Annotated in this window: 17 protein-coding genes, 1 tRNA gene and 1 pseudogene; 10 read left to right on the forward strand and 9 right to left on the reverse strand. The window is 73.8% G+C overall.

The genetic code is table 11. The annotated features are described in order from the left end of the window. Positions 1-159, forward strand: a pseudogene (locus tag AOJ26_RS43905) (tyrosinase family protein); the annotation flags it as partial. 95 nt (positions 160-254) lie between these two features. Here AOJ26_RS43905 and AOJ26_RS21070 read toward each other — a convergent pair. The 4 genes from AOJ26_RS21070 to AOJ26_RS21085 all read right to left on the reverse strand — a co-directional run bounded on the left by AOJ26_RS21070 (position 255) and on the right by AOJ26_RS21085 (position 2083). Continuing rightward, entirely contained in the window at positions 255-548 is a 294-nt protein-coding gene (locus tag AOJ26_RS21070; protein WP_053849884.1) for a chaplin, read from the reverse strand. Positions 549-687: 139 nt separating this feature from the next. Continuing rightward, the gene (locus tag AOJ26_RS21075; protein ID WP_053849885.1) at positions 688-1647 is read right to left on the reverse strand and encodes a D-2-hydroxyacid dehydrogenase family protein; all 960 of its coding nucleotides are present in this window, start codon (positions 1645-1647) and stop codon (positions 688-690) included. An 80-nt stretch (positions 1648-1727) separates the two neighbouring features. Continuing rightward, positions 1728-1931 (reverse strand): hypothetical protein, encoded by a 204-nt coding sequence (locus tag AOJ26_RS21080; protein ID WP_306300071.1) that lies wholly within the window; start codon positions 1929-1931, stop codon positions 1728-1730. Between the two features lie 79 nt (positions 1932-2010). Next, positions 2011-2083, reverse strand: a tRNA-Arg gene (locus AOJ26_RS21085). A gap of 322 nt (positions 2084-2405) precedes the next feature. On the opposite strand from AOJ26_RS21085, the gene AOJ26_RS21090 reads away from it, so the two are divergent. The 8 genes from AOJ26_RS21090 to AOJ26_RS21125 all read left to right on the forward strand — a co-directional run bounded on the left by AOJ26_RS21090 (position 2406) and on the right by AOJ26_RS21125 (position 11576). Further along, positions 2406-4013, forward strand: coding sequence for a dynamin family protein (locus tag AOJ26_RS21090; protein WP_053849886.1), 1608 nt, complete (start codon positions 2406-2408; stop codon positions 4011-4013). 3 nt (positions 4014-4016) lie between these two features. Next, positions 4017-5963: a YfjP family GTPase gene (locus AOJ26_RS21095; RefSeq protein ID WP_053849887.1), complete on the forward strand. Its 1947-nt coding sequence runs from the start codon at positions 4017-4019 to the stop codon at positions 5961-5963. A gap of 197 nt (positions 5964-6160) precedes the next feature. Beyond that, positions 6161-6622 carry a single-stranded DNA-binding protein gene (locus tag AOJ26_RS21100; RefSeq protein WP_053849888.1) on the forward strand — a complete coding sequence of 154 codons (462 nt, stop codon included), beginning with the start codon at positions 6161-6163 and terminating at the stop codon, positions 6620-6622. A 267-nt stretch (positions 6623-6889) separates the two neighbouring features. Beyond that, positions 6890-8302, forward strand: coding sequence for a Cys-Gln thioester bond-forming surface protein (locus tag AOJ26_RS21105; RefSeq protein ID WP_053849889.1), 1413 nt, complete (start codon positions 6890-6892; stop codon positions 8300-8302). A 32-nt stretch (positions 8303-8334) separates the two neighbouring features. Beyond that, positions 8335-8697, forward strand: coding sequence for a hypothetical protein (locus tag AOJ26_RS21110; RefSeq protein WP_053849890.1), 363 nt, complete (start codon positions 8335-8337; stop codon positions 8695-8697). A 133-nt stretch (positions 8698-8830) separates the two neighbouring features. After that, entirely contained in the window at positions 8831-10495 is a 1665-nt protein-coding gene (ettA, locus tag AOJ26_RS21115; RefSeq protein WP_053849891.1) for an energy-dependent translational throttle protein EttA, read from the forward strand. A 2-nt stretch (positions 10496-10497) separates the two neighbouring features. After that, the gene (locus AOJ26_RS21120) at positions 10498-10911 is read left to right on the forward strand and encodes an acyl-CoA thioesterase (RefSeq protein ID WP_053849892.1); all 414 of its coding nucleotides are present in this window, start codon (positions 10498-10500) and stop codon (positions 10909-10911) included. Beyond that, complete coding sequence (locus tag AOJ26_RS21125; protein WP_053849893.1) at positions 10908-11576, forward strand: hypothetical protein; 669 nt, start codon at positions 10908-10910, stop codon at positions 11574-11576. Before AOJ26_RS21120 ends, AOJ26_RS21125 begins: the two co-directional genes overlap by 4 nt. A gap of 7 nt (positions 11577-11583) precedes the next feature. On the opposite strand, the gene AOJ26_RS21130 is transcribed toward AOJ26_RS21125, so the two are convergent. From AOJ26_RS21130 to AOJ26_RS21145, 4 genes are all read right to left on the reverse strand, one after another. Next, entirely contained in the window at positions 11584-12540 is a 957-nt protein-coding gene (locus AOJ26_RS21130) for an ABC transporter ATP-binding protein (RefSeq protein ID WP_053849894.1), read from the reverse strand. 362 nt (positions 12541-12902) lie between these two features. Further along, positions 12903-15683: an ABC transporter permease gene (locus AOJ26_RS21135; RefSeq protein WP_078959983.1), complete on the reverse strand. Its 2781-nt coding sequence runs from the start codon at positions 15681-15683 to the stop codon at positions 12903-12905. Beyond that, the gene (locus AOJ26_RS21140) at positions 15676-18870 is read right to left on the reverse strand and encodes an FtsX-like permease family protein (RefSeq protein WP_053849895.1); all 3195 of its coding nucleotides are present in this window, start codon (positions 18868-18870) and stop codon (positions 15676-15678) included. The genes AOJ26_RS21135 and AOJ26_RS21140 overlap by 8 nt, the downstream gene beginning before the upstream one ends. A 189-nt stretch (positions 18871-19059) precedes the next feature. Next, entirely contained in the window at positions 19060-19473 is a 414-nt protein-coding gene (locus AOJ26_RS21145; RefSeq protein ID WP_053849896.1) for a globin, read from the reverse strand. 68 nt (positions 19474-19541) lie between these two features. On the opposite strand from AOJ26_RS21145, the gene AOJ26_RS21150 reads away from it, so the two are divergent. After that, a complete protein-coding gene (locus AOJ26_RS21150; RefSeq protein ID WP_053849897.1) occupies positions 19542-20522 on the forward strand; it encodes a methyltransferase domain-containing protein in 981 nt (326 codons plus the stop codon). Positions 20523-20534: 12 nt separating this feature from the next. On the opposite strand, the gene AOJ26_RS21155 is transcribed toward AOJ26_RS21150, so the two are convergent. After that, a partial coding sequence (locus AOJ26_RS21155; protein WP_159044346.1) for an FHA domain-containing protein occupies positions 20535-20987 on the reverse strand: 453 nt, incomplete at its 5' end.

A 20987-nucleotide genomic window follows, 5' to 3' on the forward strand; every position in this document is an offset into this window, starting at 1 on the left:
GCTGGCAGCGGCGGCACGTCCGGCGCCGGCAGCTGCTCGCGCCGGGCCGCGGCCAGTGACCAGCACGAACGGGTCGTGGCCCGGCACGAGCAACTGCCGCCGTGGGACGTGACGCCGGATCAGCTCGAGGACGTCAGCAGGATCTACCGGTACGCCTGAGAGGGCACGCGGGCGGGCCCGCCGAATCGGGAACGGACGGACAGGGAAGAGCCCCGGCGCCTGAGGTGCCGGGGCTCTTGTACGCGTACGGACGATCAGCCGCCGTAGCCGCCGTGCCCACCCGGGCCGGGGTTGCCCTTGTGGCTGTCGCTGACGTTGGCGCAGCTGTTGCCGAAGGCCGGGTTCAGCAGACCGATCACGTTGACGGTGTTCCCGCACACGTTGACCGGGATGTGGATCGGGACCTGGACGACGTTGCCGGACAGGACACCGGGCGAGCCGACGGCGGTGCCGTCGGCGCCCGCGTCCGCCAGGGCCAGGCCCGCGCCGCCGATGACCACGGCACCGGTGCCGAGGGCGACACCTGCTGCCTTCGCGATGCGAGACATCACGTTCTCCTTTTGACTCGGTGAGTGCGACGGCAGGACGCGCCGTCGCACTTCCCCTTCAACGCGGAGGCTCACTCCTGGTAACGGCGTTCATGTGGGGATCACCCTTCTTGAAGCGGACGCCCGGGTACCGCCCGCGTCAGGGGAGCCGCCGCACGGGGGAGCCCGCCAGATAGGCCTGGATGCTCTCCACGGCCTGGCCGTAGTACGTCGCGTAGTTGGCCTGCGAGACGTAGCCGAGGTGCGGAGTGGCGAGCAGACGCGGTGCCGTGCGCATCGGGTGGCCGGCGGGCAGGGGCTCGGTGTCGAAGACGTCGACGCCCGCGCCGGCGATCCGGCCCTCGCGCAGGGCGGCGAGGAGCGCGTCCTGGTCGACGATCGCCGCGCGCGAGGTGTTGACCAGGTAGGCGGTGGGCTTGAGGAGGGCGAGTTCGGCGGCGCCGAGCAGGCCCCGGGTGCGGTCGCCGAGGGCGAGGTGGACGGAGACGAAGTCGCTCTCGGAGAGCAGCTCTTCCTTGGACCCGGCGAGGCGTACGCCGACCTCGTCGGCGCGTTCCCGGGTGAGGTTCTGGCTCCAGGCACTGACCTCCATGCCGAAGGCGAGCCCGACCTGCGCCACCCGGCCGCCGATCCTCCCGAGGCCGAGCAGTCCGAGCCGGCGGCCGTGCAGGTCGGCGCCGACGGTGGACTGCCACGGGCCGTTCGCACGCAGGGCGTTGCTCTCCTCGACGATCCCGCGGGCCAGGCCGAGCAGCAGCGCCCAGGTCAGCTCGACCGGCGGGGTCGACGAACTCGCCGTACCGCACACGGTGATCCCGTGCGCCTCGGCGGCCGCGTAGTCGATGACGGAGTTGCGCATGCCGGAGGCGATGAGCAGCTTCAGCCGGGGCAGGCGGGCGAGGAGCGAGGCGGGGAAGGGGACGCGCTCGCGCAGGGTGACCACGATGTCGGCGTCGGCGAGGGCGACGGCCAGCGCGTCCTCGTCGGCGAAGTGGGTGTCGTACGCGACGACGTCGACCAGGTCCCCGAGCGGTGACCAGTCGGCGAACCGGGTCGCCGCCCGCTGGAAGTCGTCGAGCACGGCACAGCGCAGACGCATGTCGGTCCTTCCCCTGCTTGATCCGGCCAGGGAGATCGACTCTACGCCGTGGCACTGTCAGCGGGGGGCGCGTGGCCGGGTCAGCCGGTGTTGCCGCGCGGGTGGCGTGCGCCGGTCTCGATCCGCTTCACCGGCACCCGGCCGAAGTGGTGGACGAACTCCGGGTGCGAGAAGCCGTCCGGTCCGGCGAGCGCCTCGGGCCCGGAGCGGTCCGCGTCCGCGTCCAGCCGTACGACGGCGGTCTCCTTGCCCCATTGCCGCCCGGCCTCGCGCTCACACGGCACGAGGCGCTTGGCCCAGGCCCGCGCGCGGGGCGGACATGAAAAGACCCTCTGTCCAAAACGCTTGGTCAGAAGGTGTGAGCGCCCCCGGCAGGACTCGAACCTGCGGCCAAGCGCTTAGAAGGCGCCTGCTCTATCCACTGAGCTACGGGGGCCGGGTGTGGTGGCCTCTGTCTTGGGTGCCCGGGTGTGGGCCGTTCCGTGACGTTGCCGGGGACAAGGATAGGGCTCCCACGACCTTGTCCCTGTTGCTTCGCCTCCGTGGCTCGATGTGGAGGTTCAGTGAAGCGGTCCTGATAATCGCAGGCAGGTACGAATCGTGCATCGCTTTTGGCGCCTCGCGCACCGGGTGTTGTGCACTCGTTATGCCTGGACTGTGCCTCCGTCCCTGTCGTCCCTTCCGCCCCTTGTGTCCGGTCGGCGCGCAGACATGTTCATATGCTTCAGAATTCCCCTAAAATTGGGCATTCTTCACATGTGGTGACCTTGGACGTACGGCCTCAGCTACTCGACGCACTGTCCGCCCTGCGCGACCGTGTCGCCGCCGCACGCTTTCCGCTGCCCCTGGCGGGGGCCCCACGCGCGCGTGCCAACCGCGACGAACTGCTCGCCCAGCTCGACGACTATCTGGTGCCCCGGTTGCGGGACCCCGAAGCGCCGCTGCTTGCCGTGGTGGGCGGTTCCACCGGGGCCGGCAAGTCGACCCTCGTCAACTCCCTTGTGGGGCGCCGGGTGAGCGAGGCGGGCGTCTTGCGGCCGACCACGCGCACACCCGTACTGGTCTGCCATCCCGAGGACCATCACTGGTTCAGCGGAATGCGCGTGCTGCCCGACCTCACGCGCGTGTGGGTGCCCCACGGGCAGCCGGGGGACGAACTCCTGCTGCCCGGCGAGAACCCCGCGCGCGTGCTGCGCGTCGAGACCGCCGACACCCTCCCGCCGGGCCTCGCGCTCCTGGACGCGCCCGACGTCGACTCCCTGGTCGCCGACAACCGCGTCCTCGCAGCCGAGCTCATCTGCGCCGCCGACATCTGGATCATGGTGACCACGGCCGCCCGCTACGCCGACGCCGTCCCCTGGCATCTCCTGCGCACCGCCAAGGAGTACGACGCCACCCTCGTGACCGTCCTCGACCGGGTGCCGCACCAGGTCGTCTCCGAGGTCTCGCGGCAGTACGGCGCCCTGCTCACCAAGGCGGGCCTGGGCGACGTGCCCCGGTTCACGGTGCCGGAGCTGCCCGAGTCGGCCTGGGGCGGCGGGCTGTTGCCGGCCACCGCCGTGGCCTCGCTGCGCACCTGGCTCGTCCACCAGGCGCAGGACCCCGCGGCCCGGCAGCACGCCGTCGCCCGTACGGCCAACGGCGTCCTCGCCTCCCTCAGGTCCCGGATGCCCGAGCTGGCCGGCGCGGCCGCCGCCCAGTACGCGGCCGCGCTGCGGCTCACCACCGCCGTCGAGGGGGCGTACGACAGCGAGTACGCGCGCGTGCGGGGGCGGCTCCAGGCCGGTGCCGTGCTCGCCGGTGACGCCCTCAAGCGCTGGCGGGCCTTCCCCCTCGACTGCACCGCGGCGGAACTCCTGAACGCGCTGGTGGAGAGCCTGGGCGCCCTCCTGCTGTGCGCGGTCACCGCCGCCGACGAACGCGTCGACGAGGCCTGGCGGCGCGAACCGGCCGCGGCCGCACCGGAACTGACGGAGCGCGACCCCACCCCGGAGAGCGCCGAGCACCGGATCGGGATGGCCGTACGACGCTGGCGGCGGGAGCTGGAGGAGTACGCCGAGGAGGAGGTCCGCGACCTCGACCGCGGGACCGCGCCCGACCCGGAGACGGTCGCCGCCCTCGTCGCCACCGCGTTGCTCGGCGGCCGCCGGGCACGGATCGCGGGCGAGGGGCTCGCCCAGCGGATCGGCGCCCACGGGGCCCTGCGGCTGCGCGACCGGGGCGGCCGGCTGCTCGCCGAGCACCTCGACCGGGTCGTGCACACCGAACGCGAACGCCGGCTCGCCCCGCTCGACGCCCTCGACGTCCACCCCGAACCCCAGGCCGAACTCATCGCCGCGCTGTCCGTACTGCAGAAGGAGAGGTGACCGATGACCGCCGTCACGGATCAGGACCACACGGAACGGGCGGGGGACGCCGCGTCCGGGAACGGGAAAGGGCCGGCCGGGAAACCGAACGGGGGCGACGCGGTGGCGGACGAAGGCGGGAAGGGCGGGCACGCGCGCGTGAAGAGGACGGAGACGGACCGGCGCGCGGACGCTGCTTCCGGTCCCGCGCGGACGGACACCGGCCAGGGGCCCGCGCCCGGAGAGCCCGTGGAGGGCTCCGGAGGTCCGGACGACGGCGAGTCCGGGGGCGCCTGGGACGACGGGCTCATCGCCCGCCGGGTCACCGCCGAGAGCGAGCAGGCCGCAGCCGTGGAGGCGCGCGGGACCAACGCCCCGCCGGCCGCCCCGCTCACCTACGACGGCCCCCTGCGCTCCCGTCTGGAGGCGCTGCGGGAACTGGTCGGGCTCTCGCGGGCCCGGCTCGACAGCCGTACGCTCGCCGAGGCCGGGCAGGTCCTGGACGAGGCGGCCACCCGGCGCAGGCTCTCCGGGCAGCACACCGTCGTCGCCATCGCCGGAGCCACGGGCAGCGGCAAGTCGCAACTGTTCAACTCGCTCGCAGGGGTGGCCATCTCGGAGACCGGCGTGCGCCGGCCCACCACGGCCGCGCCGATCGCGTGCAGCTGGAGCGACGGTTCGGCGAGTCTCATCGAACGGCTCGGCATCCCGCCCCGGTTGCGGCGGCGGCCCTTGCAGAGCGCGGAGTCGGAGGCCCAGTTGCGCGGGCTCGTGCTGGTCGACCTGCCCGACCACGACTCGGCGGCGGTCCAGCACCGCGAGCACGTGGACCGGGTGCTGGCCCTCGTCGACGCCGTCATCTGGGTCGTCGACCCCGAGAAGTACGCCGACGCGATCCTGCACGAGCGCTATCTGCGGCCCATGGCGGGCCACGCGGAGGTCATGTTCGTCGTCCTCAACCAGATCGACCGGCTTCCCGGGGAGGCCGCCGAGCAGGTCCTCGACGATCTGCGGCGGCTGCTGGACGAGGACGGGATCGCCCTCGGGGAGTACGGCGAACCGGGCGCGACCGTGCTCGCGGTGTCGGCGCTCACCGGCGACGGTGTCGGCGAACTGCGGGAGGCACTCGGCCAGTTCGTGACGGAGCGCGGGGCACCCGCGCGGCGGATCGCGGCCGACGTGGACGCGGCGGCATGGCGGCTGCGGCCCGTGTACGCGACGGGCCGGCGCACCGGACTGAGCGAGGAGGCGCGCGACGACTTCGCCGACCGGCTCGCGGACGCGGTCGGCGCCACCGCGGCCGGCGAGGCGGCCGAGCGCGCCTGGCTGCGCAACGCCAACCGCGCCTGCGGAACGCCCTGGCTGCGGCTGTGGCGCTGGTACCAGGACCGGCGCGAACCCCCCACGGGGCGGCTGCCGTCGCGTGCCCAGCCCGACGAGGAGGCGACCGCCCGGCAACGGGTCGAACATGCCGTACGGACGCTCGCCGACCGGGCCTCGGCCGGACTGCCCGCGCCGTGGGCGCAGGCGGTGCGGGAGGCGGCCGTACGCGGATCGCAGGGGCTGCCCGAGGCGCTGGACGAGCTGACGGCCCGGGCCGGGCTGCCGCCGGGCCGTCCGCCGCGGCCCGGCTGGTGGCCGGTGGCCGTGCTGGCGCAGGCGTCCATGACGCTTCTCCAGGTCGCCGGTGGACTGTGGCTGGTGGGCCAGATCGTCGGGGTCATGGCGCCGAACCTGGGCGTCCCGGTGCTGCTGATGGTGGCCGGCATCGTCGGCGGCCCGCTCGTCGAGTGGAGCTGCCGGATGGCGGCGCGGGGGCCCGCGCGACGGTACGGCGTGGAGGCGGAACGGCGGCTGCGGGAAGCGGCGTCCGGGTGCGGGCGGGCACGGGTGCTGGACCCGGTGGCGGCGGAACTCCTGCGGTACCGGGAGGTCCGGGAGCAGTACCACAAGGTCGTCGGGGTGGGGTGAACGGGCGGACCTGGGGGCGGAATCCCTCGTTCGGGTGGCGGAGTTCTCCACAGCCCGGGGACGGTCCACAGGGCGCGGCGGGCTCGGCCCGGCGGAGGCAGTCTGGCTTCGCGGCGATCGCGGTGACGCGGTCGCCGGGCAGACGGCAGCAGCCGTACGGGACGGGCCCGTACGCATGTCCGGGAGGGGTTCCAGCGATGAACGAGACCATGATCTGCGCGGTGGGCAACGTGGCGACACAGCCGGTGTACCGGGAGCTGGCGACAGGTGCCTCGGTGCGGTTCCGGCTCGCGGCGACGGCACGGTACCTGGACCGCGAGAAGAACGAGTGGACGGACGGGCACACCAACTTCTTCACGGTGTGGGCCAATCGCCAGCTCGCCACGAACGTGGCGGGATCGATCAACGTGGGTGACCCGGTGGTCGTGCAGGGCCGGTTGAAGGTGCGCACGGAGACGCGCGAGGGGCAGCCGACCTGGACCTCGGCCGACATCGACGCCGTGGCGATCGGCCACGACCTCGCGCGCGGCACCTCGGCCTTCCGGCGCACCCAGCGGCCGGAGCACACCGCCGCGGGCGCGTCCGCACAGCCCGAGCCCGCCTGGGAGACACCGCCGGGCGAGGCCGCGGACCGACAGGAGCCCGTCGCGGTGACGTGACAGCGGCCGGGGACGCGGCAGGACTGACCGAAGTGCGGCTTATCGGCGCTTGCGCTCCGGATGTCACCGGTCGACTTGTCGATAAGCCATGCGGGTGAAAGTCCTTGGCGATAACGATTCCGAGTCGGATCGATCTTCCGACCGCATCCTCGGGAAGAGGGGGGCGGCCGCGTCCCTAGGATGCCGAACACAGCTCCCGGGGCTACTGATTCTGCTGGTGGGACCGCCACCCCGCTCGACAACGGGTCCTGCTCGAAGGGGAATTCCGTGTTTTCTGCGTTCTCTGCGCTGTCCGTGCGCGGACGCGGGGCGGCTCGCCTCGCGGCCGTCACGTTCGTCTCCGGCCTGCTCGCAGCCGGTGCGACGGTCGCCGTCGCCGGCCCGGCGTCGGCGGACGAGGCAGCGCAGGGCCAGAGAGGGGCGACCGCCACGATAGGGGGCCTGAAGACCTACGGTGACGCGGTGATACACGGCACCGACGGCGATCTCCCGGTGCCCGCCGGGCTGTTCGAGATGTCCGTCGATGGCGGCGGCACCCTGCAGACCTACTGCGTCGACCTCTACAACCCCACGCAGAAGGACGCCAAGTACCACGAGACCGACTGGAGCGGCACCTCGCTGGGGGCCAACAAGGACGCCGGCCGGATCCGCTGGATCCTGCAGAACTCCTATCCCCAGGTCAACGATCTCGCGGCGCTCGCCGCCAAGGCAGGCGTCGGCTCGGGCCTGACCGAGCAGGACGCGGCGGCGGGCACCCAGGTGGCGATCTGGCGCTACTCGGACCACGCGGACGTCGACGCCGCCGACCCGCAGGCCGAGAAGCTCGCGGACTACCTGGAGAAGAGCGCCCGTGACGTCGCGGAGCCGACGGCGTCCCTGACGCTCGACCCGCCCGCGGTCTCCGGCCACCCCGGCGAGCTGCTCGGCCCGGTGACGGTGCACACCGACGCGGCCGCCGCCACGGTCACCCCGCCGGCGGACGCGGCCACCAGCGGCGTGCGGATCGTCGGCAAGGACGGCAACCCGGTGACCTCGGTGGGCAACGGCGGCGAGCTCTACTTCGACGTCCCCGAGGACGCGGCGGCGGGCTCGGCCGACCTGACCGTGCAGGCCTCGACCACCGTGCCGGTCGGCCGTGCGTTCGCCTCCGAGAGCCGCAGCCAGACCCAGATCCTCGCCGGGTCCAGCGAGTCCACGGTCTCGGCCGCGGCGAGCGCGACCTGGGCGAAGGAAGGCGCCGTCCCGGCCCTGTCCGCGGCGCGGAACTGCGCCGAGGGCGGCCTGGACATCACGGCCGTCAACCAGGGCGACGAGGAGTTCGCGTTCGAGCTGATGGGCACGGAGTACACCATCGCGGCGGGCGAGACCCGCACGGTGACGGTCCCGCTCCAGGAGGACCAGGCGTACGACTTCACGATCACCGGCCCCGACGGCCTGTCCAAGCGCTTCACCGGTGTCCTCGACTGCCGCACCCGCAGCAGTGAGACAGGTGCCTCGACCCAGACGCTCAGCGAGCCCAGCCCCGCCACGGTGGCCGTCCCCACCACCGACGTCAACCTCGCCGAGACCGGTGGCTCCGCCACCACCCCGCTGATCGCCGGCACCGCCATCGCCCTGGTGGTGATCGGGGGCGCGGCCCTCGTCATCACCGGCAGGAAGCAGAACAGCGCACAGGACTGAACGGGGCGTGCCGGGGTGGGCAGAATGGCGTCATGACCAAGTCATCCGCATCGCCGGCGCGTCATCCCTCCTCGGACTCGGTGCTGTCCCTGTGGTCCCGGGACTCGGTGCTGTCGATCGGCTCGGTGGGCTCGGTGCTGTCCGTCGGTTCCGTGGGCTCGGCCCTGTCGGTCGGCTCGATCGGCAGCGCCCTGTCCGTCGGCTCGATCGGATCGGCGCTGTCCCTGATCTCCGGGGGCTCCTGGCTGAGCACGGGGTCGCTGCTGTCGGCGCGGTCCCGGTGGTCGGTGCTGTCGTGGGGCACGAACCGGGGGCTGATGCGGTCGGCAGGAGCGGTGGGAGTGGTGGCCGTGGGTGCGGCTGTGCTGGTGGCGGTGCGCGGGGGCGACAGCTGAGCAGACGGGCTGCCGCTCGCGAAACCGCAGGTCACAGCCCCCCGGCCGAACGGGTTACCACCCGAGGGTGGACCTCAGGCAAGATGGGGTGTATCTGCCCACTGCCAGATTTCAAGCTGCCGGACGGTTTCTCTTGGCTGAGTACATCTACACCATGCGCAAGACGCGCAAGGCAATCGGCGACAAGGTCATCCTTGACGACGTCTCGCTGAACTTCCTGCCCGGCGCGAAGATCGGTGTGGTCGGCCCGAACGGTGCCGGTAAGTCGACCATTCTGAAGATCATGGCGGGCCTTGAGCAGCCGTCGAACGGCGATGCCTTCCTGTCGCCGGGTTACACCGTGGGGATCCTGCTGCAGGAGCCGCCGCTGAACGAGGAGAAGACCGTCCTGGAGAACGTCCAGGAGGGCGTCTCCGAGGTCAAGGGCAAGCTCGACCGGTTCAACGAGATCGCCGAGCTCATGGCCACGGACTACTCCGACGCGCTGCTCGACGAGATGGGCAAGCTCCAGGAGGAGCTCGACCACGCCAACGCCTGGGACCTCGACGCCCAGCTGGAGCAGGCCATGGACGCGCTCGGGTGCCCGCCCGGCGACTGGCCCGTCACCAACCTCTCCGGTGGTGAGCGGCGCCGCGTGGCCCTGTGCAAGCTGCTCCTGGAAGCCCCTGACCTGCTGCTCCTCGACGAGCCCACCAACCACCTCGACGCCGAGTCGGTGAACTGGCTGGAGCAGCACCTCGCCAAGTACGAGGGCACCATCGTGGCCGTCACCCACGACCGGTACTTCCTGGACAACGTCGCCGGCTGGATCTGCGAGGTCGACCGCGGCCGCCTGCACGGCTACGAGGGCAACTACTCCAAGTACCTGGAGACCAAGCAGACCCGTCTCAAGGTCGAGGGTGCCAAGGACGCCAAGCGCGCCAAGCGGCTCAAGGAAGAGCTCGAGTGGGTCCGCTCCAACGCCAAGGGGCGTCAGGCCAAGTCGAAGGCCCGTCTCGCGCGGTACGAGGAGATGGCCGCCGAGGCCGACAAGATGCGGAAGCTGGACTTCGAGGAGATCCAGATCCCGCCGGGCCCGCGGCTCGGCAGCGTCGTCGTCGAGGTCAGCAACCTCAGCAAGGGCTTCGGCGACAAGGTCCTGATCGACGACCTGAGCTTCACCCTGCCGCGCAACGGCATCGTCGGTGTCATCGGCCCCAACGGCGCCGGCAAGACCACCCTGTTCAAGATGATCCAGGGCCTGGAGGAGCCGGACTCCGGCACCATCAAGGTCGGCGAGACCGTCAAGATCTCGTACGTCGACCAGAGCCGCGCGAACATCGACCCGAAGAAGACGCTGTGGGCGGTCGTCTCCGACGAGCTCGACTACATCAACGTCGGCCAGGTCGAGATGCCGAGCCGGGCGTACGTCTCGGCCTTCGGCTTCAAGGGCCCGGACCAGCAGAAGCCCGCCGGTGTGCTGTCCGGCGGTGAGCGCAACCGCCTCAACCTGGCGCTCACCCTCAAGCAGGGCGGCAACCTCCTGCTCCTCGACGAGCCGACCAACGACCTCGACGTCGAGACGCTCGGATCCCTGGAGAACGCGCTCCTCGAGTTCCCGGGCGCGGCCGTGGTCGTCTCCCACGACCGGTGGTTCCTGGACCGGGTCGCCACCCACATCCTCGCCTACGAGGGCGAGTCCAAGTGGTTCTGGTTCGAGGGCAACTTCGAGTCGTACGAGAAGAACAAGATCGAGCGGCTCGGCCCGGACGCGGCCCGTCCGCACCGCGCCACCTACAAGAAGCTGACCCGGGGCTGATCTTGCGGCACATCTACCGCTGCCCGCTGCGCTGGGCGGACATGGACGCGTACGGCCACGTCAACAACGTGGTCTTCCTCCGCTACCTGGAGGAAGCCCGTATCGACTTCCTGTTCCGCCCGGAGAAGGACTTCCAGCAGGGGTCCGTGGTGGCACGCCATGAGATCGACTACAAGCGGCAGCTCGTCCACCGGCACGCGCCGGTGGACATCGAGCTGTGGGTCACCGAGATCCGCGCGGCGTCCTTCACCATCGCCTACGAGGTGAAGGACGGCGACGAGGTCTACGTCCGGGCCTCGACGGTGATAGTGCCGTTCGACTTCTCGGCCCAGCGGCCGCGCCGGATCACCGCGGAGGAACGGGAGTTCCTCGAGGAGTACCGGGACGACGACGAGGAGGAGGCCGTCGCCGCATGACGGTGCTCCACCTCGCCGACGAGTCGGAGGCGGCCGACCTCGCCGCCTTCCTCTCCCGGCTGCTCCACTACGACCGCTCGGCCGCAGTGCGCCTCCAGGGGACCGGCACCGCGCTCGCCGTCTTCGGACGGCCGCCGTCCTTCGAGGTGCTGGCGGTCCGGGCGGTCCGCCTCGCCAAGCCGTACGAGAACGGCCTCGACGTCACGCTCGACGTGACCGTGTCCGCCGGCGAGCTCCTGGAGTCCGTCGACGAGGGCGCCGGCACGGCTGTCGTGCCGGCGGCGGTGACCGGCCCGCCGTGGGCCGGAGTGCTGCCGCCGCGCGGCGGGTGGCAGGAGACGCCCGGGCTGCCGGAGCCGGAGGCGCTGCGGGCGCTCGTGCACGCCGGGGTCGCCGAATTCCGGTCCCGTACCGAGGAGTTGGGCCCCGAGGCGCGTACCCGGGCCGAACTGGACCGGATCGGGCGGGAGATCTGGTCCCGGACCGTGGGGGACACCCGGCTGCCCGTGCGGGCCGTGCACGCGGCCCAGTCGCTCGGCTTCCTGCGGCCCGGTGGCCGCACGGCGCTGTACGCGTCGGGGGCGTGGCTGCGGCTGCGCACGCCGTACGGCTCGATCGCCGTACGCGCGGGGGGACTCGGGGCGCTCGGCGTCAGCGTGCGCTGACCGGCCGTCAGTCCCGTTCGCTGTCGTCCGGCCACACGCCGATGTGGTCGGGTTCCAGTTCCAGCGCGACCCGGTCGCGCATGCCCAGCGCCTCCGTGTACTCCTTCGGGAGCTGGAGGCGGCCGGCGCGGTCGAGCATCGCGTACTCCCTCGCCACCAGGGTCTCGTCGCCCGTGGCCGCGTCCACCTGACTGCGGCGCAGGACCTCGGTGGAGGTGCGGCCGTCCCTGATGGCCACCGCGCGGCGGACCTCGCCCGCCACCGCCTGGTCGTGGGTGACGATGACGATGGTCGTGCCGAGCTGTTCGTTGGCGGTGCGGAACGCGGCGAAGATCTGTTCCGCGGTCTGGGAGTCGAGTTCGCCCGTCGGTTCGTCGGCCAGGAGGACCGCGGGGCTGTTGGCCAGCGCCACCGCGATCGCTACGCGCTGCTGCTGGCCGCCCGACATCTGGTGCGGGCGGCGGTCGCGGCAGTCGGCCACCTCCAGCAACTCCAGGAGTTCCAGCGCGCGTTCGGTGTGGGCGCGGCGGCGTGCCCGGGAGCCGGAGAGCTGCATGGGCAGGGTGATGTTCTGGGTCGCGGTGAGATAGGGGAGGAGGTTGCGGGAGGTCTGCTGCCAGACGAAGCCGACGGTCCTGCGGCGGTAGGCCAGGCGGTCCTTCGCGGTCATGGTCAGGAGGTCGTGGCCCGCGACCCTGGCCGCGCCGGCGGTGGGCGTGTCCAGTCCGGCGAGGATGTTCATGAGGGTCGACTTGCCGCTGCCGGACGCGCCCACGAGGGCCAGGAGTTCGCCCTCCCGGACGAGGAGGTCGAGCCCCTGGAGGGCCTGGACCTCGACGCCGTCCGTGGTGAAGATGCGGACGAGCCGGTCGCAGGTGATCAGGGCGTCGTGGCCGTAGGCGGGGCGGTCGCGGAACCGGGTCGCCTTGTGGGCGAGGTCGGTGAGGGTGGGGTTCGTCGTCACTGGCCGTCTCCTGAGGGGGCGCCTGTCGATGTGCCGCGCTGTGCCGTCGGGCGGGTGCCGTGCTCCGCGGGCGGCCGTGCCGCCGGGGCGGCCCCCGCCCGCGCGAAGTTGTTCATCGCACGCTCCCGTCCTTGCGAGGTCGCTCATCGGCGGCTCCCGTCCGTGGGAGGTCGCTCACCGCGGGGCTCCCGTCCTTGCGAGGTCGCTCATGGGCGGCTTCCGTCCGTGGGGAGTCGCTCTCCGCGCGGCTCCCGTCCCTGCGAGGTCGCTCTCCGCGCGGCTCCCGTCCCTGGGAAGTCGCTCACCGCTCGTCTCCCGCCCCCGCGAGGTCGCTCATCGGCCGCTCCCGTCCGCGAAGTCGCTCATCGTGCGTCCCCCGCCCTCAGTTCCCGCACCGAGCCCCGTCTTGCCGACCACCAGGCCTGGCCGACGCCCATCCCCACCGCCAGCAGCAGCACGGCCGCCGCCGGTATCGCCAGGGAGAGGGCGTCCGTGCGCAACCGGGCACCGGTGGAGGCGGGTTCGGCCGCGGGGAGGGCGATGGCGGTCAGGTCGATCCCCGGGGACAGGAGGTGGACGGTGGCCCAGCCCGTGAGGACGCCTCCCAGCGCGGCCAGGACCGCCTGGGGCAGGGACTCCAGGATCAGCAGACGGCGGCCCGCCGCCCGGGTCAGGCCCATCGTGCGCAGACGGGCCAGCAGGGCCGTGCGTTCGGGGGCCGTGCGCAGCAGGGACAGCAGGAGGGCCAGGACCGCGTATCCGGTGCCGGCCGCGACCGCCGTGGCGTAGACGCCTTCCGCCCCGGTCTGGAGGGGGGAGTCGGCGTAGCGCCGCCGTTCCTCGGACCGCAGGTGCACGGAGGCCGCCCGGGGGGCCGCCTTGCGCAGGGCGGCCCCGTCCAGGCCCTCGCCCGTCAGCAGCAGGGTCGTGGGGCGCGACATCGCCGGGTTCAGCGCCGCGCGGTTCACGACCAGGAAGTCCGGGCCGGCCACCGCCGGGGTGCGGTCGAGGACGGTGGTGATGCGGACGGTGACCGAGCTGCCGTCCGGGAGGAGGACCGGGAAGGGGCGGGTGCCGTACGTCCGGGCGGTGGCCGTGGAGGCCAGGGCCGGGACCGGGGCGCCGGGTGCCCCTTCCCGCAGCCGGGCCGCCGCGAAGGCGCCGATGTCCGTCCGGGACGCCAGTGCCGCGTAGTCCGCGGGGTCCACCCCGGCCAGCGGCAGCGACTGTGCCCCGTTCTCCGGCTTGGCGTCGTAGGTGACGCTCACCGCGGACAGGTCGCTCACCCCGGGCGACCGGCGCAGTCGGTCCGGCAGCCCCGACGGGAGCGGCGTCGACGTCTCCACGCGGGCGTCGGCGCCGACCGCCAGGAGGGCCGCGTGGTCGCGGGCCTCCTGCACGCCCGCGAGGACCGAGCCGCCGAAGGCCGCCGTGGTCAGGGCGGTCAGCAGGGCGAGCAGCGGCAGGACGGCGGAGGCCGAGGTGCGGCCCGCCCGGGCCAGGGACAGATGGGCGAGGACACCGCGCAGCCGGGCGGCCGGCCGGGCCAGGCCCCGCAGCGGCAGCGGGTACAGGCGGACCAGGACCAGGGCGGCGATCACGCCGACCAGCACGGGCGCCAGGGAGACGAGGTCGTCGGACGCGCCGGACGTGCCCCGGCGGCGCAGCGACTCCACCGCCCCCGCCGCCAGCACCAGCAGCGTCAGCTCGGCGACCGTACGGCGCCGGGACGGCCGTACGGAGGAGATGTCCTCGCGGCCGGTGTGGAGGCGGACCACGCGGTGGGCGGCGGCCGCGCGGAGGGGGAGGGCCGCGCAGGTGACCGCGGTGACCGCCACGGCGGCCGCGACCGAGTGGCCCAGGCGGCCCTCGGGGACCGTGACGAGCGCGGCGGCCAGACCCAGGGCGCCCGCGGGGACGGCCACCACCGCGGTCTCGGCGAGGAGGCGGGCGGTGAGACCGCCGAGGGAGGCGCCGCGGGCCCGCAGCAGGGCGAGTTCGGTGCGGCGGCGGTCGGCGGTGAGACCGCCCGCCATCAGCAGGACGACGACGGCGACCGTGCCGGTGCCGAACGCGGCGACCGCGACGAGCGGGGCGACTCCCGCGCGGAACCGGTCGTAGCCGATGAGGACCTCGTCGAGGTCGGTGAGGATCTCGGTCTGCCCGGTGATGTCCGTCAGCTCGGTCGGCGGACCGTCGATCCCCAGGCGCACCTTCCGCAGCGCCGGACCGGCCTCCAGGGAGGCGAGCGCGGACCGCAGGGCCGGGATCTCGCGGGCCCGGAGGATCTCCTCGGAGGGCGCCAGATGCCAGAAGCGCTCCGGGCGTCCCGGCGTGGCCAGCAGGACCGGGGCCGCCTCGGGGGCGATCAGCAGGGCGCCGAGCCAGTGCATGTCGATGGACGGCGCGGGCTCCCGGATCAGGGACGGGGAGCGCAGGATGGGCCGGGTGGACCAGTAGGCGCCCTTCGGGTCGCGCGGGGTGACGACGCCCGTGACGCGGACGGGCAGGGTGCGGCCGGCGGCGGGCAGGTGGAGCACCGAACCGACCTTGATGTGGAGGGACTTGGCGGTCTCGACGGTGACCGCGGCCTCCAGCTCGGGGGCGGTCGCGGTCACGTCCGCCGCCGCACGCGGCAGCCGCCCCCGGGTGGCCGCGGTGTGGGCGCGGAGCCCCGACTGGGCGACCAGGGTCACCTCGGCGGGCTTGCCGGTCGGCCTCGGCAGCCACGGGTCCGGCACCGGGATGTCCAGGGTGGTGCGCACGCCGTACGCCGACCGGTCCGGGTCGAGGGCGAGCGCGCGCGGGACCTCGGCGCGGACCTTGGCGTACTGCCGGGCCAGCAGGGCGGGGCGCAGGACGTCCTCCCGCTCGTGCGGTGTCAGCAGCGGGGACGGCGGCGGGGCGTACACCTGGACGCTGGTCCGGTCGGGGCGGGCGTGCTCGACGGCCCGGCGCAGTCCGGAGTCCTCGTACCGGTCCACCGCCCGCGGGAACGCGGCCGCCAGGCACGCCGTCAGCGCGACCAGCGACGCCAGCCAGAACGCGGTACCGGGCGCGGTCCGCAGCCGGGTGCGCACCCAGGGCACGGTCGCCGCGGGAACCCGCGGCTCGGTCCTCGCGAACAGCCTCACCTCACTCACCCCCCTCACGCAGCGCCCGCGCCGGATCCGCCCGCCGCAGCGCCAGCGCCGCCGTGACCAGCAGCGGGGCGAGGGCCACCGCCGCCAGCAGCGCGGCCGCCTGCGGGAGCGGGAGCTGGACCAGGACCCGCGGGACCGGCCTGGTCGCCTCGTCCGTCAGCACGATCAGCGGGACCACCGCCCGGGTCAGCGCCGCGCCCAGCAGCGCGCCCACCAGCAGCGCCAGCACCACCAGGACCCCCTGTTCCACGGCGACCGCCCGGGCCAGCCGCCGTCGCGGGGCCCCCAGGGCGCGCAGTACGGCGAACTCCGCGCCGCGCTCCCGCAGCGACCCCGCCGCGCTCACCGCGAACCCGACCGCGGCCAGCGCCGCCGCCACCGCGGCCGCCGCGGCGAACGCGGCCTCGGGGCCCGCGCCGAACGGGTCGTCGCGCAGTTGCCCGGCCAGTTCGTCCCGCACCACGACCTGCGCGGGGTCCATGTCGGGCCGCGCCCGCAGTTCCGCCGCGACCTTGTCCGAGGCGCCCGGTTCCGTCGACAGCCACCACTCGGTCGGCTCCACACCGCCCCCGGACCGCTCCTGCAACTCGCGGTTCACGGTGCGCAGATCGATCAAAAGGGCCCCGCCGCTGTCCGAGGCGGTGGGCAGTTCCCGTATCGAGCGCACGATCCGCACCCCTACCGTCTCGCCGCCCAGCGGCACGTCGACCAGCTCCCCGACGGCCGCGCCCGACGAGGCGAGGAAGCTCTCGGTGGCGACGGCCGTGATCCCGGGCGCCTTCGGCTGCGGGGCCTTCAGCCGGACCGTCAGCGACCCCGAACTCCACTGGTCATCCCACGGGATGAACCCGGTGCCGTAGTCCACGCTCAGCCGCCCGGCCGCCGAACTCAGGCGCGGTGCCGTGGGCTTGGTCTTGGGGTCCGGTGTCGAACTCACCCCGTCCGTCTGCGAGTTCGCGTCCCAGTCGGTCGGCAGCGGCAGCCGGCGTACCGTCCCGTCGGTGCCCTTGGCGGTCAACTCGCTGACGGTGAGCCGCTGTCGGTCGGCCTTGCCGCCCGGGACGGACACCACGAGTTCCACGGCGGTGAGGGTCAGCGGGCCCCCGGACACATAGACGTCCAGCGGGTGGGCCCGGCCGTCGGCGGGAAGTTCGCCGGCGGGCAGCCGGTAGGGGGTGCCGTAGCCGTCGATCAGGGTGACGGCGGTCTGGGCCGTCGTGTTCGGGGCCGCGCTGCGCATGCTCGCCGTCAGTCGCAGCCGTGCCGTGTCCGCGGGCACCTTCACCCCCATGGTCGGACCCTCGGGGCCGAGGCCCTGGAGGAACGGCCCGGAGTGCAGGTCGGGGCGGATCAGCATCGAGGCGTGCGAGGTGTCCAGCGCGAGCACCGTCGCCACCCGGCTGCCGGACAGCGGCAGTTCGGAGCGGGCGGCGGGGGCGGTCCGGCGTACGCCCGCGGCGGCCGCGTACTGCTCGGTGCGGCCGAGACCCGCGTCCCCCGACACCAGAACCCGTACCGGTGCGCCGGCCCGGAAGTCGGCCTGGTCGGACTGCGAACGGTCCCAGGAGGCGCCCTGCGCGATCGCCAGCATGCCCAGCGCCGTCGCGAGGACCAGCAGCAGCACCGGGCCCGCCCCGCGCATCGGACGGCGGGCGATCTGCCAGCCCGCCAGCGCCGCGGTCAGACCGCGCCCGCCGGTCGCCCGGCGTTCGGCGAGCCGGGCCAGCGGCGGCAGCAGGCGCAGCGTCAGGACGGTCCCGGCCAGCAGCGCGAGCGCGGGGGCGGCCACCAGCAGCGGGTCCACGCCCAGGGTGCCGGAGGTGTCGTCGGACACGGCACCGGAGGTCTGGCGGCTGAGCTGGTAGTACGCCACCCCGGCCACGGCCAGCAGCCCGAGGTCCGCCCCCGCGCGCACCGCACCGGGCAGGGCGGTGGCCCGGCCGCGCGCGAACGACGAGGTCAGCGCGGGCAGGGTCACCGCCAGCGCGCACCCGAGCGCCACCACGCCCGCCACCAGCCACACCCCGGGCCGCCCGCCCGACGGCACCTCCAGGTGCAGCCCGATCCGGGCCAGCGGCCCCCGCCCGGCCAGCAGCCGGGTCAGCGGGCCCGCCAGCAGCGGCGCGCACAGCAGCGCGGGCGCCGCGAGCAGCACCCCCTCCAGGGCGGCCAGGCCCGCGATCCGGGCCCGGGAGGCACCGCGCGCCAGCAGCAGCCGGCTCTCGCCGGTGCGCTCACTGCTCAGCAGCCCCGCCACCAGCAGCAGGGCGCAGCCCGCGAGGAGCACCAGTTGGAGGGCGACGATCAGCAGGGTCGAGCGGGAGACCAGCAGGGAGCGGTCGGTGCGGTCGAGGACCTCGGGCAGCGAGGTCGACGCGGTCGTGGCGCCGCCCAGGGAGGACTCCTTGCGCAGGGCGGCGTTCGCGGCGACGGCCGACTTCCGCAGCGCGTCCGACCGCGCGGTGGTCACCGCCGCGAAGTCGGCCGACGCCAGCCACCCCGAGGTCCCGACGCTCACCGTCCCGTCGGCCAGTACCCCGGGGTCGGCGAGCAGGGGGCCGTAGGTCGTGAAGTCGAGCTTGTTGACGCCCCTCCCGTGCAGCTCGTCGAGGAGCCAGTACGGGTCGTCCGCGCGGACGGGCCGGTACAGGCCGGTCACCGCGACCCGGACCGCCGGGCCGCGCAGCCGGTCGGCGAGGGTGAAGCGGGCGCCGGGGGCCAGGTGCAGCGTGCGGGCGGCGGCCTGCGGGAGCGCCACCTCGACCAGCCCCTCGGTCGGCCGCGGCAGCCGCCCCTCGACCAGCCGCACCCGGGTGCCGTCCAGTCGCGCGAAGTGGGTCAGGTCCGGGTCCCCCGACCGCGCGGACTCGGGCTGGAGCGACCGCGGCAGCGCGTACGGGCCCGACCGCAGGAACGTCCGCACGGTCACCGGCAGCCCGTCGAAGGCCCGCCGCGCCGCGTCGCGTACGGCGGTGTCGGCGGCCTCGCGGCGCTCCTCGGGTACGTCGGCCTTGACGACCAGCGCGGTGTCGGCGGCGTTGCGCGGGTCCGCGAGGGAGTGGCGCAGGGCCGCGTCGCCGATCGCGCCGGAGTAGGCGGTGAGGGTCGCGAGGACCGCGGTGGTGAGCAGGACCGTGAGCAGCGCGGCGGCCAGCAGCAGCCGGTGCGCCCGCGCACGCAGTAACACCAGACGTGCGATTCCCCCGAACCCCGTCACCCGGCCCCCCGCCGTGTTGTGCCAGATCTCCGGCGAGGATGTCAGAGGGGATCGTCGTGGGTAAGCGCTTGTAGCGAGGGCTTGACCGGATTGTGACCGGAATCCGGCACCGCGGGACCGGAATCCGGCAATCAGTGAACGCCGGTCACCGAGCGGTGATCAGTCGGGGGTGTTCACCATCGAAGCGGCCGCGTACGTCAGGTAGTTCCACAGCTGCGTCTCGTGCTCCTCGGACAGACCGAGTCCGTCCACGGCGTCCCGCATGTGCCGCAGCCACGCGTCGTGCGCCTCGCGGTTGACCACGAAGGGCGCGTGCCGCATCCGCAGCCGGGGGTGGCCGCGGTTGTCGCTGTACGTCGTGGGGCCGCCCCAGTACTGCATCAGGAACAGCGCGAGGCGCTCCTCGGCCGGGCCGAGGTCCTCCTCGGGGTACATGGGCCGCAGGACCGGGTCCTCGGCCACCCCCTCGTAGAAACGGTGGACGAGGCGGCGGAAGGTCTCCTCCCCGCCGACCTGCTCGTAGAAGGTCTGCGTCTGAAGCGTGCCGCGCCGGATCTCTTTCACGTCAACCATGGTCTCAGACCGGGTGGACGAGGACTCAAGGCTTAGGACCTCCCGCCCGCAGGGTGCAGAGTGGAGACATGGGCGCGCACGCTCTCGACAGGGACCTCGCCGGACTCGCCGCCGCCGCGCGGGCGGCGCTGGTGCGGGAGATCGACGCGAGCGGGGCCTGGGCCGCCGACCCGGCATGGCGGGCGGCCTTCGAGGCGGTGCCCCGGCACCTGTTCGTGCCGTACTACTACGTGGGCGTCATGGGGGGCTACGAGCGGCGCTGGGGCGAGAGCCCGGACCCGCGCACCCGGGAGAAGTGGGTCCGCGGGGCCTACGCCGACGCCCCGCTGGCCACCCGGCTGCGCGACGGCGAACTCGTCTCCTCCAGCAGCCAGCCCTCGCTGATGGCGATGATGCTGGCCGAACTGCGGGTGCGGGACGGCGACCGGGTCCTGGAGATCGGTGCCGGCACCGGCTACAACGCGGCCCTGCTCGCGCACCGGCTCGGCGACGACCACGTCACCACCGTCGACCTGGAGCCGGAGATCACCGAGGCGGCGCGCGCGCATCTGGCCGCCGCCGGGTACCACCCCGTCGTCGTCACCGGCGACGGCGCGCGCGGAGTGCCCGAACGCGCCCCCTTCGACCGGATCATCGCCACCTGCACCCTGGCCTCGGTGCCGACCGCCTGGCTCGCGCAGTGCCGCCCCGGCGCGCGCATCCTGAGCCCGCTCGCCACCGGCCTGATCGCCCTGACCGTGCGGGACGCCGGGCACGCCGAGGGGCGGTTCCTGCACACGCCGGCCTACTTCGTGCCGTTGCGCGGCGCGGGCCGGCGGGACCGGGAACCGGCGGACCCGAGCGGGGTCCCGCGCCGGGCCCGGGAGAGCGACCGGTTCCGCTTCCTGCTGGCCCTGAGCGGGGACAGCCTCGAACCACGGGAGGCGTACGCGCTGTGGGAGCGCGAGGGGCAGCCGGGCCGGGAGCGGTACGGCGTCACGGTCAGCGGGGACCGGGAGTGGGCGTGGCTGGACGACCCGGAGGGACCGTGCGTGTGGCCCCTCCGGTGACGTGCCCGCTCGCTAGCCGCGGCGGATCGTGATCGTCGTCCAGGCGCCGACGTGCACCCGGTCGCCGTCCTGGAGCGGCACCGGCACGAACGGCGTGATGGGCTCCTCGCCGCCGTTGACCGTGGTGCCGTTCGTCGAGTTCTGGTCGACGACCGCCCACGAGCCGTCCGGCTGCTGCACCAGCACCGCGTGCTGGTGCGAGACGCCCGGGTCCTCCGGCGGCACCGACAGGTCGACGTCGGGGGTGTCACCGGTGGAGTGCCGGCGGCGGCCGATGGTGACCTGGTTGCCGGTGAGCGTGCGCTGCTGCTCGGGGGAGTACGCGGGCAGGTTCAGGCCCGCGGCCTCGGGGCCGGAGCGCTGCATCATCGCCATGAAGTACTCGCGGTCCGGGCCGATGGTCGCCGTCCAGGTCGCGGGCTGCTGCGGGAAGGACGGGCCGGGGGGCGCGGGCGAGGGCCTGGG

The sequence above is a fragment of the Streptomyces sp. NRRL B-24085 genome (assembly GCF_001282115.1).
GTDB lineage: Bacteria > Actinomycetota > Actinomycetes > Streptomycetales > Streptomycetaceae > Streptomyces.